This window comes from Pseudomonas sp. CBS, from assembly GCF_024734645.1.
Taxonomy (GTDB): domain Bacteria; phylum Pseudomonadota; class Gammaproteobacteria; order Pseudomonadales; family Pseudomonadaceae; genus Aquipseudomonas.
Genome location: NZ_CP102929.1, coordinates 1,001,558 through 1,018,712, shown reverse-complemented (window position 1 = coordinate 1,018,712; position 17,155 = coordinate 1,001,558). Strand labels below are relative to the sequence as shown.

Sequence of the window (17,155 nt, the reverse complement as noted above, 5' to 3'; positions counted from 1 at the left end):
ATGGACAAGCGGGTTGGGACAAGATCAGACTCCAGCGCTGATTCACTGTGAGCCGGATAACGATGTCGTCACTGCCCAAATACCAGGAGATTTACCGGCGCTTTCGCCAGGCCATTGATCAGGGCCAATTGCGTCCTGGCGAACGGGTGCCGTCGGTGCGCAGCCTGGCCCAGGAGTTGAAGGTGGCCAGGGGCACGGTGGAGGCGGCCTACCAGTTGCTGGTCAGCGAGGGGTTCTTCCTGGCGCGCGGGCAAGCGGGAACGGTGGTGGCCGAGGCGCTGCCGCAGCGGTCGATCAAGTCGCTGGCGGTCGAATCGCAGCCCTTGGCGCCGACCTCTGCGCCGCGCCTGTTGCAACTGGGCTTGCCGGCGCTCGATAGCTTTCCGCGCAAGTTATGGGCGCGCCTGGTCACCCGGCAGGTCCGGCGTGTCGACGTCAACAGCCTGGCCATGGGTGACGTGCGGGGTGCCCGGTCGCTGCGTGTGGCGATTGCTCAATACCTGGCGCTGTACCGTGGTGTGGAGTGCTCGCCGGAGCAGGTGTTCGTGTGTGCCGGTTATTCGGCGTGCCTCGCGCTGGTGTGTGATGCGTTGCAGATGGCAGGCCAGCAGTGCTGGTTCGAAGACCCGGGCTATTTGCATGCGCGGCAGTTGTTGCTCCACCTGGAGGTGAAGTTGGTGCCGGTACCGGTCGACCGTGACGGGCTCGATGTCGAGGAGGGCGTACGACGTGCTCCAAAGGCGCGGCTGGCGATTGTCACGCCGGCTCACCAAAGCCCGTTGGGTGTCGCCCTCAGTGCCACCCGGCGCCGTAGCCTGCTCGACTGGGCGCAGACCCATGGCGGCTGGTTGGTGGAGGACGACTACGACAGTGAGTTTCGTTACAAGGGCCAGCCCTTGGCGGCGCTCAAAAGCCAGGACACGGCGGACCGGGTGATTTACTCGGGCAGCTTCAGCAAGATGCTGTTCCCGGGTTTGCGGCTGGGCTATCTGGTGGTGCCGCAGGCGTTGCTCCCGGCCTTTGAGGCCAGCGCCCGCATCCTGCAAAACCGCAGTGCCGAGTTGCTGCAAGCCACCACCGCCGACTTTCTCGACCAGGGCCATTTCACCCGCCACCTGAAAAAAATGCGTCAGCTCTATACCCAGCGGCGCGGCTTTCTGGTGGATGCGCTGAACAGTCATTGCGGGGCGTTTTTGCAGGTCGATGAACAGTCCGGCGGGATCAATTTGCTGGCGCGGTTGCGGGTGGAGGTCTCTGATCAGGCAGTTGCGTCCCAGGCCGCCGACGCGGGGCTGGGGATTCAGGCACTGTCTGTCTGGAGCATCGAGACGGGGCGCCAGCAAGGCCTGTTGATGGGCTTCACCAACCTGGCGACGCGCCAGCATGCCCTGGAGGCGGCGTTGCTGTTGCGGGAGGTCATCAGGGGGGCTTTATGAAGGCTGGTTGAACATCTTCATTCGCCACATCCGCTCCGAGCTTCTACCCTGAAGGCATAGCCCCCAGGACGCCAAGCGCTCATGTACAAAGACCTGAAGTTCCCGGTTCTGATCGTACACCGCGACATCAAGGCCGACACCGTTGCCGGCGACCGCGTCCGGGGCATTGCCCGGGAGCTGGAACAGGAGGGCTTCAGTATCTTTTCGGCGGTGGACTACGCCGAGGGCCGCCTGGTGGCTTCGACCCATCACGGCCTGGCCTGCATGCTGATCGCCGCCGAGGGCGCCGGGGAAAATACCCACCTGATGCAAAACATGGTGGAGCTGATCCGCCTGGCGCGGGTGCGGGCGCCGAACCTGCCGATCTTTGCCTTGGGTGAGCAAGTCACCCTGGAAAACGCCCCGGCCGACGCCATGAGCGAACTCAACCAATTGCGGGGCATTCTTTACCTGTTTGAAGACACCGTGCCGTTTCTCGCGCGGCAAGTCGCACGGGCCGCGCGGGCTTACCTGGATGGCCTGTTGCCGCCATTCTTCAAGGCTCTGGTGCAGCACACGGCAGATTCCAATTACTCCTGGCACACCCCCGGCCATGGCGGTGGCGTGGCCTATCGCAAAAGCCCGGTGGGGCAGGCGTTTCATCAGTTCTTCGGGGAAAATACCCTGCGTTCGGACTTGTCAGTGTCGGTGCCGGAGCTGGGCTCGCTGCTGGACCACACCGGCCCGCTGGCCGAAGCCGAGGCCCGGGCGGCGCGCAACTTCGGCGCGGATCATACGTACTTCGTGATCAATGGCACGTCCACCGCCAACAAGATCGTCTGGCACTCCATGGTTGGCCGGGATGACCTGGTGCTGGTGGACCGCAACTGCCACAAGTCGGTGCTGCATTCGATCATCATGACCGGCGCCATTCCGTTGTACCTGTGCCCGGAGCGCAATGAACTGGGAATAATCGGGCCGATTCCCCTGAGCGAGTTCAGCCCCGAATCGATCCGCGCGAAAATCGACGCCAGCCCGTTGACCCGAGGGCGACCGGCCAAGGTCAAGCTGGCAGTGGTCACTAATTCCACCTACGACGGCCTGTGCTACAACGCCGAGTTGATCAAGCAGCAACTGGGCAACAGTGTCGAGGTGCTGCACTTTGACGAGGCGTGGTACGCCTACGCGGCGTTTCATGAGTTCTTCGCCGGGCGCTACGGCATGGGCACGTCGCGCACGGCCGACAGCCCGCTGGTGTTCACCACACACTCCACCCACAAGCTGCTGGCGGCGTTCAGCCAGGCGTCGATGATCCATGTGCAGGATGGCGGTGTGCGCAAGCTCGACCGCGATCGCTTCAACGAAGCGTTCATGATGCATATTTCCACCTCGCCGCAGTACAGCATCATTGCCTCCCTGGATGTGGCCTCGGCGATGATGGAAGGCCCGGCGGGGCGCTCGTTGCTGCAAGAGATGTTTGACGAGGCCCTGAGCTTTCGTCGCGCCTTGGCCAACCTGCGCCAGCACATTGCCGCTGAAGACTGGTGGTTCTCCATCTGGCAGCCGCCGCTGGTGGCGGGCATCGACCGGGTGGTGACGGCGGACTGGCTGCTGCAACCCCAGGCCGACTGGCATGGCTTTGGTGATATCGCCGAAGACTATGTGTTGCTGGACCCGATCAAAGTCACCCTGGTGATGCCCGGCCTGAACGCCGGCGGGGCCTTGAGCGAGTGCGGAATCCCCGCTGCGGTGGTCAGTAAATTCCTCTGGGAACGTGGGCTGGTGGTGGAAAAGACCGGGCTGTATTCGTTCCTCGTGCTGTTTTCCATGGGCATCACCAAAGGCAAGTGGAGTACCCTGCTCACCGAATTGCTGGAATTCAAGCGCAGTTATGACGCCAACGTGAGCCTTGCTGTCTGTTTGCCATCGGTGTTTCAGCAGGGCCCGGTGCGGTATCAAGGGCTGGGGTTGAAGGACTTGTGTGACCAGTTGCACAGCTGTTACCGCAGTAATGCGACGGCCAAGCACTTGAAGCGGATGTACACGGTCTTGCCGGAAATCGCCATGAAACCGGCCGATGCCTACGACCTGTTGGTCAAGGGCGAAGTCGAGGCGGTGTCCATCGACGCTTTGCCAGGACGCGTTGCAGCGGTCATGCTGGTGCCTTACCCGCCGGGTATTCCGTTGATCATGCCGGGTGAGCGGTTCACCGAATCGACTCGCTCGATCATTGATTACCTGGCGTTTGCCAGGACGTTCGACAGTAGTTTTCCCGGCTTTGTCGCCGATGTTCATGGACTGCAACACGAAGATGACGGCAATGGTCGCTGTTACACCGTCGATTGCATCAAGGGTTAAGAATGTTTATGCAAGCTGTAATGAACCCGAAGTACCCGGGTCTCAGTGTCCGTGTGGCTGATGAGGGATTTGACGCCTACGTGTGGGGTAACGACTTCAGCTTTGAGGTCAACGCCTACGGTGTGCCGGAAATGGGCAAGCGCGTCGATCAGTGGGCGGTGGAGCGTATCGTGCCGTACCGCAAATGCTACGGCATCGACCCCGAGGAATTCGCCAGCTTCCGCGACGCGGCCGACAGTGCCGTGTTCATGGCGTACCTGGATGACCGGCCCGTTGGGCACATCGTGGTCAGCACCAACTGGAACGGCTTTGCCCATGTGGACGAGCTGGCGGTGGTATTGCCGGCGCGGCGCCACGGGGTGGCCAAGGCATTGCTGGACGTGGCGCAGTTCTGGAGCCGCAAGAAGAACCTGCCGGGGATGATGCTGGAGACCCAGAACAACAACCTCGGTGCCTGCCGGCTGTATGAGCGCTGCGGGTATGTGATGGGTGGAATCGACCACCTGCGCTATCGCGGGATTGATCCGCAGACCCGTGAAGTGGCGATATTCTGGTATCGGTTGTTCAAGACAGAACTGGAAGCGGTCTGAGCTTCACCGAACAACTGTAGGAGCTGTCGGGTCCTGGCGAGGCTGCGATAGCGGTGTGTCAGGCGCCCTCTTTATCGACCATGCCGCCGTCTTCGCAGCCTCGCTAAGGCTCGACAGCTCCCACATTTGATTTGAGCAACCCGAGTGGTTGCGATCAAACACACAACTCCCATACTTCCCCCGATCCCCTGTAGGAGCTGTCGAGCCCTGGCGAGGCTGCGATAGCGGTGTGTCAGGCAACCTCTCTATCGACTGTGCCGCCGCCTTCGCAGCCTCGCTAAAGCTCGACAGCTCCCACATTCGATTTGTGCAACCCGAGTACTTGCGACCGAACACACAACTCCCATACTCCCCCCGATCCCCTGTAGGAGCTGTCGAGCCCTGGCGAGGCTGCGATAGCGGTGTATCAGGCAACCTCTTTATCGCTGTGCCGCCGCCTTCGCAGCCTCGCTAAAGCTCGACAGCTCCCACATTCGATTTGAGCAACCCGAGTGGTTGCGACCAAACACACAACTCCCATACTTCCCCCGATCCCCTATAGGAGCTGTCGAGCCCCGGCGAGGCTGCGATAGCGGTGTGTCAGGCAACCTCTTTATCGCTGTGCCGCCGTCTTCGCAGCCTCGCTAAAGCTCGACAGCTCCCACATTTGATTTGAGCAACCCGAGTGGTTGCGATCAAACACACAACTCCCATACTTCCCCCGATCCCCTGTAGGAGCTGTCGAGCCCCGGCGAGGCTGCGATAGCGGTGTATCAGGCAACCTCTTTATCGCTGTGCCGCCGCCTTCGCAGCCTCGCTAAAGCTCGACAGCTCCCACATTTGATTTGAGCAACCCGAGTGGTTGCGATCAAACACACAACTCCCATACTTCCCCCGATCCCCTGTAGGAGCTGTCGAGCCCTGGCGAGGCTGCGATAGCGGTGTGTCAGGCAACCTCTCTATCGACTGTGCTGCCGCCTTCGCAGCCTCGCTAAAGCTCGACAGCTCCCACATTTGATTTGCGCAACCCGAGTAGTTGTGATCAAACACAAAACTCCCAGGCTTCCTCCGCCCCCTGTAGGAGCTGTCGAGCCCCGGCGAGGCTGCGATAGCGGTGTGTCAGGCAACCTCTCTATCGACTGTGCCGCCGCCTTCGCAGCCTCGCTAAAGCTCGACAGCTCCCACATTCGATTTGAGCAACCCGAGTGGTTGCGACCAAACACACAACTCCCAGACTTCCCCCGATCCCCTGTAGGAGCTGTCGAGCCCCGGCGAGGCTGCGATAGCGGTGTGTCAGGCGACCTCTTTATCGACCATGCCGCCGCCATCGCAGCCTCGCCAGGGCTCGGCAGCTCCTACATTCAAGGCAGTGTGCTTGTCAGCAGGCTTTCAGCCTTATCGGTGACGATCTCCAGCAACGCATTCAAGGCGGGCGATGCTTCGCTGTCCTTCAGGGTCAACGCATACAAGGTCACCCCAATCGGTGGTGACAACGGGCACGCATCCAGCCCGGCTTCCCGTGCGCCGGTGGCGGTGAACGGGTCGACAATCGCCAGGCCTTCACCGGCTTCAACCATGCTGCGCATCATCTGGTACGTCTGCACCCGCGTCTGTACCACCGGCAGCGGGCGCAGGGCTTGCAGCTTGCTGTCCAGCAGGCGGCTCAGCGGGTCCTGGCCTTCAAGGCCGATCATCGACTGCCCGGCCAGTTCCTGTAGCGCGATGTACTTCTGGCGAGGCTTCAGCCAGCCATGGGGCGCGAGCAATTGCAGCTTGCCGTGGGCCAGTGGCTTGCTGTGGATCTGCGGATGTTCCGGGTCGTGCAGGCTAAGGCCGAGGTCGGCTTCGTGCAGCAGCAGGCTTTTGACGATGTCACGGGTTGAGTGGCTGGAGAGGTTGCACGGCGTGTCTTGAAAGCGTCGCCGCAGCACGGCAATCGCCTGGGGCAGCAGTTGATTGGCCAGCGGCGGGGTGCACAGCGCGCGCAAGGGCGGGGCATGGTGGTGCTTCAGGCTGCTGGCCAGGCGTTGCACCGGCTCAAGGGCCGCATAGAGGTGGGCGATTTCGCCCTGCAGCTCGAGGGTTTCCCGGGTGGCCTGCAAGCGTCCGCGGACACTGGCGAACAGCATGAAACCCAATTGCAGCTCGGCGTCTTTGAGCGTCGCGTCCACATCGGCCACGGGCAGTTGCAACCATTCGGCGGCGGTGCCGAGGTGTCCGGTCTGTAAAATCGCTTGAATGACTTCGATATGACGTAAACGCATGGCCGGAGTCTATGTTCAGCGCGACGTGGATTCAATGGCTCAGGCCCGGGCGCGGAAAAAAGACCCGCCACGGCAGCGCCCCAACTAGACTTGCACGATCAAGTCCCTTGGCGCCTGCAACCAGCAGGTCATACAAAGGGCGTATTAACCAAAGGACGCACGGGGGAGCCTTATCGATGCTTGGTAAAACAGACACGCGCGGGTTTTCGTTGTGGGACCTGCTGGTGGTGGTGCTGGTGGTCGGCGTGCTGGCGTTTGCGGTGGGGCCGCGGATCTTCGGCGACGTGACTCAGTCGGAAATCGCCACGGCCAAGGTCCAGTTGAAAGAGCTGGGCAAGGCGGTCGAGCAGTTTCATCAGGATGTAGGGCGTTATCCTACCGACGACGAGGGTCTGGCGGTGTTGACGGTGCAGCCAGCGGGGGAAGGGAAGTGGCGGGGGCCCTATCTCAAGGATCAGGACATGCTGACAGACCCTTGGGGCGTGGCCTATCAGTACCACTATCCTCCCAGCCAGGCCAAAACCCACTTTGATCTGTTCTCGTTCGGCAAGGACCGGACACTGGGAGGCGTCGGCGATAATGTTGATATCGCCTATGGGGAATAAGGTCTTATGAAGCGTGGATCGTTGCGGATTCGCGGGTGATGATAGTGCCCGACTGAATCAGCCTGAAGTCATCGCCATCCAGTTTTTCTACGCGGTCGCCAATGGCCAGCTTGTAGGTGGTGGTGGGCGCCGATCCAGCCAGGCCGTCGAGGGGCGGGTTGGATTCCTGGAACTCATGCACCGAATAAACGCGACCTTCCGCGTCTCTGGCATGGAACTGTCCGACAAGTACTGCTGCCATCTGTTTAGAACCTCTGGAGATAAACACTCGATTTGCGGTTCTGTAGACCGTAGGAGAGCGGGGTAGTTTACCTATGGAAAAAAAATACTATTCGTTGACTTTTTCAGACATTACTTACAAGTCCATTTGCGTTGTGAACATCCTTGGGTTTGCAAAAACGCGCTGGTGATAGCGTCGCGCAGGCTCTATAACTACATGCTCCTTAAGTCAGAAATCGGGAAACCCCAATGAGCAAGGTCTACACGATCGCCGTACTGGTCGGCAGCTTGAGAAAAGAGTCGATCAACCGCAAGGTCGCCCTGGCATTGGCCGAGTTGGCGCCCGCCAACCTCAAGTTGAACATTGTCGAAATTGGCGATTTGCCGCTCTACAACGAGGACATCGACGGTGCTGCACCGCCGGCAGCCTACAGTACTTTCCGTCAACACGTGCGTTCATCCGACGCGGTGCTGTTTGTGACCCCCGAATACAACCGCTCCGTGCCGGGTGCATTGAAGAATGCGATTGACGTTGGTTCACGTCCTTATGGCCAAAGTGTATTCAGCGGCAAACCGGGTGCGGTGATCAGTGTGTCCCCTGGCGCCATCGGCGGTTTTGGGGCCAATCACCATTTGCGCCAGTCCCTGGTGTTCCTCGATGTGCCGTGCATGCAACAGCCGGAAGCCTACCTGGGCGGCGCGGGCAGTGTGTTCGACGAGTCGGGGAAGGTGTCGGAAAAGACCAAGCCGTTTTTGCAGGCGTTTATTGATGCCTACGGCAAGTGGGTGGAAAAGCAAAGCGCATAAGTAACCTGTAGGAGCGAGCTTGCTCGCGAAGAACGTCCAAGCAACGCGAGCTTTCAAATAGCCCGCGTCATCGTTAACGATCTTCGCGAGCAAGCTCGCTCCTACAGTGGCGGGACTTATCTGAGCCAGTTGGTTTTCGCCAACTCGATCACTTCATCACCACGTCCGCTCATCACCGCCTTGAGCATGTACAGGCTGAAGCCCTTGGCCTGTTCCAGCTTGATGCTGGGCGGCATCACCAGTTCCTGAGTGGCGGTGACTACGTCCACCAGCACCGGGCCGTCATGGGCCAGGGCGCGGCGCAGGGCCGGTTCGAGGTCTTCGGACTGTTCGACGCGAATGCCGAGGATGCCCATAGCGTTGGACATGGCGGCAAAGTCCGGATTCTTCAGCTCGGTGCCGGTGTCCAGGTAGCCCGCCGCTTTCATCTCCATGGCGACAAAGCCCAGGGACGAGTTGTTGAACACCACCAGTTTCACCGGCAGGTTCAACTGCGCCAGGCTGATGAAGTCGCCCATCAGCATGGTAAAGCCACCGTCGCCAGACATCGAAATCACCTGGCGCCCGGGAAACGCGGCTTGGGCGCCGATGGCCTGGGGCATGGCGTTGGCCATCGAGCCGTGGTTGAACGAGCCGATCAACCGGCGCTTGCCGTTCATTTTCAAGTAACGCGCCGCCCAGACGGTCGGCGAGCCAACGTCGGCGGTGAAGATCGCATCGTCGTCCGCCAGCTCACTGAGCAGGCGCGCGACGTATTGCGGATGAATCGGCCGGTCGGCCTTTGACGGTTCCGCCAGGTCATCCAAGCCTTGGCGCGCTTTCTCATAATGCTTGAGCGACGTTTCGAGGAAGCTGCGATCCGTCTTGCGGGTCAGGCGCGGCAGCAGCGCTTGAATCGTTTCGCTGACGTCGGCAGCAATCCCCAAGTCCAGCGTGGCACGCCGGCCCAGTGCCTGCGGGTTGCGGTCGACTTGGATGATCTTCGCGTCGGTCGGGTAGAACTGGCGATACGGGAAGTCGGTGCCGAGCATGATCAGCGTGTCGCAGTTGAGCATGGCGTGGTAACCGGAGCTGAAGCCGATCAGGCCGGTCATGCCGACGTCGAACGGGTTGTCCCACTCCACATGCTCTTTGCCACGCAGGGCGTGAACCACCGGTGCACCGAGGGCGTCGGCCAGGGCTACCACTTCATCGTGGGCGCCGGCACAGCCGCTGCCGCACAGCAGGGTGACTTTGCCGCTGTGTTCGAGGATGTCGGTAAGGCGTTGCAGGTCCTGTTCTGCCGGCAGGGTGCGCGGCGCCAGCAGGGCCGGCCACGGTTTGAACTTGTCTTCCACTTCCAGCAACGACACATCGCCAGGAATCACCACCACCGCCACGCCGCGATTGAGAATCGCCGAGCGCATGGCGCGGTGCAGCACGTGGGGCATCTGCTCGGGGTTGGTCACCAGCTCGATAAAGTGACTGCACTCCTTGAACAGTTCCTGGGGATGGGTTTCCTGAAAGTAGTTCAGGCCGATCTCGGTGGAGGGGATCTGTGCGGCGATGGCCAGTACCGGCACATGGTTGCGATGACAGTCGAACAGGCCATTGATCAAGTGCAGGTTGCCGGGGCCGCAGCTGCCGGCGCATACGGTCAGTTCCCCGGTGGCCGCCGCTTCGGCACCGGCGGCAAACGCAGCCACTTCTTCGTGGCGCACATGCATCCACTCGATGCTGTCCATGGTGCGCAGGGAGTCGGTCAGGCCGTTGAGGCTGTCGCCGGTCAGGCCCCAGATGCGCTTGATGCCCGCCTGTTCAAGGGTGGTCGCCAATTGCTGGGCCAGGGTGATTTTCGCCATGAAGAACTCCAATCGTCAGTGAGTGTAAAAAGCTGCTGATCAGTAAAGGACAGTTCCATGGCGCTGAATGCTCCCCGCTCAATATGAAGAATTGGTCATCGCGGCGCGATATTGGCGGGTGCGCCGGGCGATAAACAGTTGGTCTTTTATCAACGCCAGCAGCGGCGCCACCCCGGGTTTCGGCTGGCGGCCACGGCTCAGGCGGCGAAGCTGATAGCGCACCACGGCCATGTTCGCCAGGCTGGCCAGGGGTTTGCGCTTCCAGCGGATCGGCGGCAGCTGCGGATTGAGATCGCGGCCAGCGCGCCACTGCTTGATCAGGTGCGGCTCCAGGGTCAGGGCGGTGGCGATCCCGGCCATGGCGATGCCGCTGTCCAGTACTTGCTGGACGATTGGCAAACGGCGGATACCGCCGGTGACCATCACCGGCATGCTGGCGACTTTCGCCAGGTCGCTGGCCATCTCGATGAAATAGGCTTCGCGGGCCAAGGTGCGTCCGTCGCGAGCCTCGCCTTGCATGGCCGGGGCTTCGTAGCTGCCGCCGGACAACTCCAGCAGGTCGATGGCCAGCGGGTTGAGCAACTCGACCACGGCGCGGGCGTCGGCGGCGTCAAACCCGCCACGCTGGAAGTCGGCGGAGTTGAGTTTTACCGCCACGCAGAAGTCCGGGCTCACGGCGGCGCGCACGGCCTTGACCACCTCCAGCAGCAGCCGCGCGCGGGTTTTCCACGCTACCGCCCCAGCGGTCTGTGCGCTGGTTGCTCAAGGGCGAGAGAAACTGGCTGATCAGGTAGCCGTGGGCCGCATGGATCTGCGCACCGCTGAAACCGGCTTTTTCGGCGAGACGCGCGCTGGTGGCGAAGCGCGAGATGACGTCCTGTATATCCTCCTCGGTCATCGCCTTGGGTTGGGCGAACATCTTCGAGAAGCCACCGAGGTCGAGGGGAACGGCCGAGGGCGCCAGTGCTGGCTGGCCGAGGTTGGCCATGGTTTGCCGGCCCGGATGGTTGAGCTGTACCCAGAATTGCGCACCCTTGGCGCGGCCAATCGCGGCCCATTGGCGAAACTTGTCCAGGTGACGTTCGTCCTCCAGCACCACGCCGCCGGGGCCGGTCATGGCGTGGCGGTCGATCATCACGTTGCCGGTCAGGATCAGGCCGGGTTCGCCTTCGGCCCAGGCTTGATACAGGCGCATCAACGCCTCGGAAGGCGCCTGGTGTGCATCCGCCATGTTCTCTTCCATCGCCGCCTTGGCGATGCGGTTACTGATGAGCTGGCCGTTGGGCAATTGCAACGCTTCAAAGGGCGACATGCTTGACTCCTCACAATGGGAGCGCTCAGGCTAAGCTTAAAGGTCACTTTAAGGTCAATGGGGGCGGCGATGAATATTGGTGAACTGGCGGAACGCAGTGGGCTGGCCGCTTCGAAGATCCGCTATTACGAGGCCCAGGGGCTCATCCGGGTTGAGCGGCAAGGCAACGGGTACCGTCGTTATTCGATGCAGACACTGCAGGCGCTGCAATTGATCCAGGGCGCGCAGCGGGCGGGTTTCAGCTTGCAGGAATTGAAGGCGCTGATGCCGGACGACACACCGAGTGAGACCAAGCGGGCGCAGATTGTCTTCAGGCTGGAGCACAAGATTGTGCAGATAGAAGAGCTTCAGGCGCGTATGGACCAAAGCAAGGCAGAGTTACGCGCAGTGATCGCAACGATACAGGCGCACCCGGAAGGCACGTCCTGCACTCAGGCGCAGGACAAAGTCTGGGCCTCAATCGAGGCGCATAAAAAAACGCCGCGCATCTGACGACACGCGGCGTTTTTCTGACCGGAAATTAAGCCTTAGGCTTGAATGACCGGGATGTTGGCGTTTGCAGCAGCTTCACGGAACTCGGCGATCTGGTCAAAACTCAGGTAGCGATACACGTCGCTGGCCATGGTGTTGATCTTCGCGGCGTATTCCATGTACTCCTCGACGGTCGGCAGGCGACCCAGGATGGAAGCCACCGACGCCAGCTCAGCCGAAGCCAGGTAGACGTTTGCGCCGTCACCCAGACGGTTCGGGAAGTTACGGGTCGACGTCGACACAACGGTCGAGTTCGGCTCTACACGTGCCTGGTTACCCATGCACAGCGAGCAGCCCGGCATTTCCATGCGCGCGCCAGCCTTGCCGTAGATGCCGTAGTAGCCTTCTTCGGTCAGTTGGTGAGCGTCCATCTTGGTCGGCGGCGACAGCCACAGACGGGTTGGCAGCTGACCCTTGACCTGATCCAGCAGTTTACCGGCAGCGCGGAAGTGACCGATGTTGGTCATGCACGAGCCGATGAACACTTCGTCGATCTTCTCGCCAGCAACGCTGGACAGCAGACGGGCGTCGTCCGGATCGTTTGGCGCACAGAGCACAGGCTCCTTGATGTCGGCCAGGTCGATCTCGATGATTTCAGCGTATTCGGCGTCGGCGTCGGCAACCATCAGCTCAGGGTTGGCAACCCAGGCTTCCATCGCTTGGGCGCGACGTTCCAGGGTACGCGCATCGCCGTAGCCTTCACCGATCATCCAGCGCAGCAGGGTGATGTTGGAGTTCAGGTACTCGGTGATGGATTCTTTCGACAGCTTGATGGTGCAACCGGCAGCCGAACGTTCAGCCGAGGCGTCGGACAGCTCGAAGGCTTGTTCGATGCTCAGGTTGTCCAGGCCTTCGATTTCCAGGATGCGGCCGGAGAACGCGTTCTTCTTGCCTTTCTTCTCTACGGTCAGCAGGCCAGCCTGGATCGCGTAGTAAGGAATGGCGTGAACCAGGTCACGCAGGGTGATGCCAGGCTGCATTTCGCCTTTGAAACGCACCAGGATCGATTCCGGCATGTCCAGTGGCATAACGCCAGTGGCTGCGGCGAACGCTACCAGGCCGGAACCGGCCGGGAACGAAATGCCCATTGGGAAACGGGTGTGGGAGTCACCACCGGTACCGACGGTGTCCGGCAGCAGCATACGGTTCAGCCAGCTGTGGATGATGCCGTCGCCTGGACGCAGCGATACACCGCCACGGGTCATGATGAAGTCAGGCAGGGTGTGGTGGGTGGTCACGTCGATCGGCTTTGGATAGGCCGCGGTATGGCAGAACGACTGCATTACCAGATCGGTCGAGAAGCCCAGGCACGCCAGGTCTTTCAGTTCGTCACGGGTCATAGGACCGGTGGTGTCCTGGGAGCCGACGGTGGTCATCTTCGGTTCGCAGTAGGTGCCTGGACGAACGCCAGCCACGCCGCAGGCCTTGCCGACCATTTTCTGCGCCAGGGTGTAGCCCTTGTCGCTTTCAGCCGGGGCTTCCGGCAGCTTGAACAGGGTCGAAGGCGGCAGACCCAGCTCGGCGCGAGCCTTCTCGGTCAGGCCACGGCCGATGATCAGCGGGATACGACCGCCGGCACGGACTTCGTCCAACAGCACCGGGGTCTTCATTTCGAAGGTGGTCAGGACTTCATCGCTGTTGTGCTTGGTGACTTTGCCAGCATGCGGGTAGAGGTCGATCACGTCGCCCATGTTCATGTTGGTGACGTCGAATTCGATTGGCAGTGCGCCGGCATCTTCCATGGTGTTGTAGAAGATGGGAGCGATCTTGCTGCCGAAGCAGAAACCGCCAGCGCGCTTGTTCGGCACATAAGGAACGTCGTCGCCGAAGAACCACAGCACGGAGTTGGTAGCCGATTTACGCGACGAACCGGTACCGACCACGTCACCGACGTAGGCGATCGGGAAGCCTTGGCTGCGCATTTCTTCGATCTGCTTCATCGGGCCGGTTTTGCCTTGCTCATCCGGCACGATGCCTTCACGGGCCATTTTCAGCATGGCCAGGGCGTGCAGCGGGATGTCAGGACGGGACCAGGCGTCCGGAGCAGGGGACAGGTCGTCGGTGTTGGTTTCGCCCGTCACCTTGAACACGCGCAGGCTGATCTTGTCGGCCAGGGTCGGGCGGTTCTTGAACCACTCGCCGTCGGCCCAGGACTGGATCACGTCTTTGGCGTGCTGGTTGCCGTTCTTGGCTTTTTCCGCGACGTCGTGGAAGGCGTCGAACATCAGCAGGGTGTGCTTGAGTTGGGCGGCTGCGACGGGAGCCAGGGTGGCGTCGTCCAGCAGCTCGACCAGGGTCACGATGTTGTAGCCGCCTTGCATGGTGCCGAGCAGTTCAACAGCGCGTTTCTTGTCGATCAGAGGGGAAGTGGCTTCGCCCTTGGCCAGGGCAGACAGGAAACCGGCCTTGACGTAGGCAGCTTCGTCAACGCCTGGTGGAATGCGGTTGGTGATCAGGTCAACGAGGAATTCTTCTTCGCCAGCCGGGGGATTTTTCAGCAGCTCGACCAGGCCTGCGGTTTGTTCGGCGTTAAGCGGCTGGGGAACGATACCCAGGGCTGCACGCTCTTCGATATGTTTGCGGTAGGCTTCAAGCACAGTTATTACCCTCATCAGTGGTCCCACGGGACGCTCATCCAGAAATGCACGGCACGCATGCGCTCAGGGGCTTTTTGGGCCGTAGAGCCAGCGCTGCCGGCAATCCTCACAGAAGCTGCTTTCAAAGTTTTACGCCTGCAGAACGGAGCTGATGAGGGTTGGCGCTGGCTATTTACCGGGTAAATAACCATCGCCAACACCGTTCTTTAGGAACGACTGTGCTCGTGACGCTTTGAAAACAGCTTCCAACGGATTATTGGCGCCTTACAAGGCCGGGTGATTCTACGGCAAAAAATTTCTAAACGTAAGTTGCCTTGCCAAGTTTGCAGGGTGATCAACCTTAGACAAAGGGCTAACATGTGTAACTGTTTCGCTGATTTGTGCGTTGTCGATCATGTCTAATCAAACCATCAAGACCCCCTGCGTAGGCCTGTGCTCCACGGTTTACGGCGATCTTGTGTGCCGGGGGTGTAAGCGGTTTCACCATGAGGTGATTCAGTGGAACGGGTATAACGAGGAAGAAAAGCGTGCGGTCTGGCTGCGGCTGGAGCAGTTGTTGGTGCAGGTGATGGCCGGGAAGCTTGAGGTGTTTGACCCGAAAATGCTGCGGGGGCAGTTGGAGCAGCGCAAGATTCGGTTTGTGCCGCATCAGTCGGAGTACTGCTGGGCGTATCAGTTGATTGCCCGGGGGGCTCGGGTGATCAGCAATCTTGAGGCTTATGGGATGGTGTTGATGCCGGAGTTTCGGGATTGGGGGTTGCCTGAGTTGCGGGATGCGATTGATCGGGAGTTTTTTATTTTGTCCGAGGCGCATTATCAGCGGTATATCGCGCCGGGGTTTCTCAGGGATGCGTTTGGGGGGTGATTGAGTACATATCCGTTATTTGGGTAACGGCGGCTTATGGTTCCGCTCTTACAGCGGCTCACTTTGGAAAAGCCCCAAAGTAAGCAAAGGGCTCTGCCCCGCCTGTCGGCACCTCGCCTAGGCTCGGTGTTCCCTCACTCCGGCATTGCTCCGCGGGCCGCCGCGACGGGCCATCCATGGCCCGGCGCGGCTAAACCGGCGTCCTGCCGGTTTACCCGCTCCGCAATACCTGCGTTCGGCCTCGGGCTTATTGGGGCAGTCAGATCAAGATCAAAAGCAAAAGCACAGCGGCCTACCGGCCGGCTTGAGTGTTAAAAGCCAGATCAAAAGCCAGAGCGAAAGCAAAGCTGCTTTTCTGTGGGAGCGGGCTTGCTCGCGAAAAACCTGAGAGCGCCGCGTTCATCCAGAATGCCCACGTCATCGTTAACGACCTTCGCGAGCAAGCCCGCTCCCACATTTAGACCGTGCCCGCTTTAGCTTTTGATTTGGCTTTTGCTCTTCAACACTCAAGCCGGCCGGTAGGCCGCTGTGCTCTTGCTTTTGATCTGGCTTTTGATCTTGATCTTAGGCGCCCCGTTAAACCACGCTGGCCGAACGCAGGCTTTGGAGCGTGGGTAACCTGGCAGGACGCCAGGTTAGCCGTCCTGGGCCAAGGATGGCCCATGACGGCGGCCCACGGTCCAAAGCCGGAGTGAGGGCACTCCGAGCCTAGGCGAGGAGCCGAGTGGTGGGGCAAGAGCCTTTTGGTTACTTTTGGGCTCCTTTCAAAAGTGACCCGCTGTAAGAGCGGAACCAATACAAGCCATCACCCAAAAACGGATATACCCCCAAAAAGAAGCATCACCCATTAGCCAGCTCTTCCAGATGATCCATCAACTCCTGCGGCTTAAGCACCAACACATCACTGTCCACCGCATCCAGCACCACCTCCGCCGTATTCCCGATCAACGCCCCGGTAATCCCCGTACGCGCCACGGTACCGATTATGGTCACCGCCGCCTGCCACTTATGCACCGCATGAGGAATCAACACATCCGCCGGCCCTTCCTCGATATGCAGATGCGTGTCGTCAATATCAAACTCCGCCTGAAACGCCTTGCACTGCTCACGATACCGCGCCTCGATCGTCTCCTTGAGCTGAAACACCGGATCCGCCGCCGACAACATCGGCGACGGATGCGCACTGATCACATGCAACTGCGCCTTGGCCAGGCTCGCGATATCAAACCCGTGATCAATGATCGAGTTATGCAGCGCCTGGTGCTCGGCATCAGAATTGCCCACATCGATGGCCGCCAAAATCACCCCGCCCGCCCACGGCGTGGACGTCTTCACCAACAGCACCGGAGTAGGGCAGTAGCGCATCAGCTTCCAGTCCGCAGGCGTCAACAGCGCTTTTTTCAGCGGGCTATCAGCAAAGTGCTGCTTGACCACCAACCCACACCCCTCTGCCTGCTGCACATCGATGATGGTTTCATGCAGGCTGTCATTCCACGCCTGTTCGGTGGTGACGCTGTAACCATCCTCCTGCAAACCGGCCTTCAGCAGGCTCAACATCGCCGAATGCTCATGCCGCTTGTCACACACCAACAAATGCAAATGGGCCCCGGTGACACCGGCAATCAGCTTGGCGCGCTTGAGGGCCAGGCTTTCCGAATGCTCGGGCTCGATGACCACCAGGATGCTACGGATGGCTTGCATGGTCGGGTTCTCCAAAAAGTGTGGGCGTGGAACAACTATAGTTGCTGCTCGGCACACGTCATGTTGATGCA

The 17,155-nt window shown here is 60.5% G+C and carries 12 protein-coding genes and 1 pseudogene; 7 read left to right on the top strand and 6 right to left on the bottom strand.

Going from position 1 to position 17,155, the window contains the following annotated elements; translation table 11 throughout:
• The first annotated feature begins 62 nt into the window (after positions 1–62).
• The 3 genes from NVB75_RS04350 to NVB75_RS04340 all read left to right on the top strand — a co-directional run bounded on the left by NVB75_RS04350 (position 63) and on the right by NVB75_RS04340 (position 4,363).
• Positions 63–1,436, top strand: a complete 1,374-nt coding sequence (locus tag NVB75_RS04350) for a PLP-dependent aminotransferase family protein (RefSeq protein WP_258346162.1) — start codon at positions 63–65, stop codon at positions 1,434–1,436.
• An 81-nt stretch (positions 1,437–1,517) separates the two neighbouring features.
• On the top strand, positions 1,518–3,773 hold the full coding sequence (locus tag NVB75_RS04345; RefSeq protein ID WP_063030003.1) for an arginine/lysine/ornithine decarboxylase: 2,256 nt from the start codon (positions 1,518–1,520) through the stop codon (positions 3,771–3,773).
• A gap of 20 nt (positions 3,774–3,793) precedes the next feature.
• Positions 3,794–4,363: a GNAT family N-acetyltransferase gene (locus NVB75_RS04340; protein ID WP_017480421.1), complete on the top strand. Its 570-nt coding sequence runs from the start codon at positions 3,794–3,796 to the stop codon at positions 4,361–4,363.
• A 1,340-nt stretch (positions 4,364–5,703) separates the two neighbouring features.
• On the opposite strand, the gene NVB75_RS04335 is transcribed toward NVB75_RS04340, so the two are convergent.
• Positions 5,704–6,606, bottom strand: a complete 903-nt coding sequence (locus NVB75_RS04335; RefSeq protein ID WP_258346160.1) for a LysR substrate-binding domain-containing protein — start codon at positions 6,604–6,606, stop codon at positions 5,704–5,706.
• Between the two features lie 176 nt (positions 6,607–6,782).
• Between NVB75_RS04335 and gspG the strand changes: the two genes are divergently transcribed.
• Complete coding sequence (gspG, locus tag NVB75_RS04330; protein WP_258346158.1) at positions 6,783–7,211, top strand: type II secretion system major pseudopilin GspG; 429 nt, start codon at positions 6,783–6,785, stop codon at positions 7,209–7,211.
• A gap of 4 nt (positions 7,212–7,215) precedes the next feature.
• Here the strand turns inward: gspG and NVB75_RS04325 are convergent, their stop codons facing one another.
• Positions 7,216–7,452 carry a hypothetical protein gene (locus NVB75_RS04325; RefSeq protein WP_258346156.1) on the bottom strand — a complete coding sequence of 79 codons (237 nt, stop codon included), beginning with the start codon at positions 7,450–7,452 and terminating at the stop codon, positions 7,216–7,218.
• A 227-nt stretch (positions 7,453–7,679) separates the two neighbouring features.
• Here NVB75_RS04325 and NVB75_RS04320 point away from each other — a divergent pair, with 227 nt between their 5' ends.
• Entirely contained in the window at positions 7,680–8,237 is a 558-nt protein-coding gene (locus tag NVB75_RS04320) for an NADPH-dependent FMN reductase (protein ID WP_258346155.1), read from the top strand.
• A gap of 116 nt (positions 8,238–8,353) precedes the next feature.
• Here the strand turns inward: NVB75_RS04320 and poxB are convergent, their stop codons facing one another.
• On the bottom strand, positions 8,354–10,078 hold the full coding sequence (gene poxB / locus NVB75_RS04315; RefSeq protein WP_258346154.1) for a ubiquinone-dependent pyruvate dehydrogenase: 1,725 nt from the start codon (positions 10,076–10,078) through the stop codon (positions 8,354–8,356).
• A 78-nt stretch (positions 10,079–10,156) separates the two neighbouring features.
• Positions 10,157–11,390: pseudogene (locus NVB75_RS04310) on the bottom strand (NADH:flavin oxidoreductase/NADH oxidase family protein).
• A 69-nt stretch (positions 11,391–11,459) separates the two neighbouring features.
• Between NVB75_RS04310 and NVB75_RS04305 the strand changes: the two are divergent.
• Positions 11,460–11,882 carry a MerR family transcriptional regulator gene (locus NVB75_RS04305; protein WP_258346153.1) on the top strand — a complete coding sequence of 141 codons (423 nt, stop codon included), beginning with the start codon at positions 11,460–11,462 and terminating at the stop codon, positions 11,880–11,882.
• Between the two features lie 35 nt (positions 11,883–11,917).
• On the opposite strand, the gene acnB is transcribed toward NVB75_RS04305, so the two are convergent.
• On the bottom strand, positions 11,918–14,518 hold the full coding sequence (gene acnB / locus NVB75_RS04300) for a bifunctional aconitate hydratase 2/2-methylisocitrate dehydratase (protein WP_258348523.1): 2,601 nt from the start codon (positions 14,516–14,518) through the stop codon (positions 11,918–11,920).
• Positions 14,519–14,912: 394 nt separating this feature from the next.
• Here acnB and NVB75_RS04295 point away from each other — a divergent pair, with 394 nt between their 5' ends.
• Entirely contained in the window at positions 14,913–15,383 is a 471-nt protein-coding gene (locus tag NVB75_RS04295; RefSeq protein ID WP_093197112.1) for a DUF1289 domain-containing protein, read from the top strand.
• An 840-nt stretch (positions 15,384–16,223) separates the two neighbouring features.
• Here NVB75_RS04295 and NVB75_RS04290 read toward each other — a convergent pair.
• Entirely contained in the window at positions 16,224–17,084 is an 861-nt protein-coding gene (locus tag NVB75_RS04290; RefSeq protein WP_076013383.1) for a universal stress protein, read from the bottom strand.
• Positions 17,085–17,155: the final 71 nt, after the last annotated feature.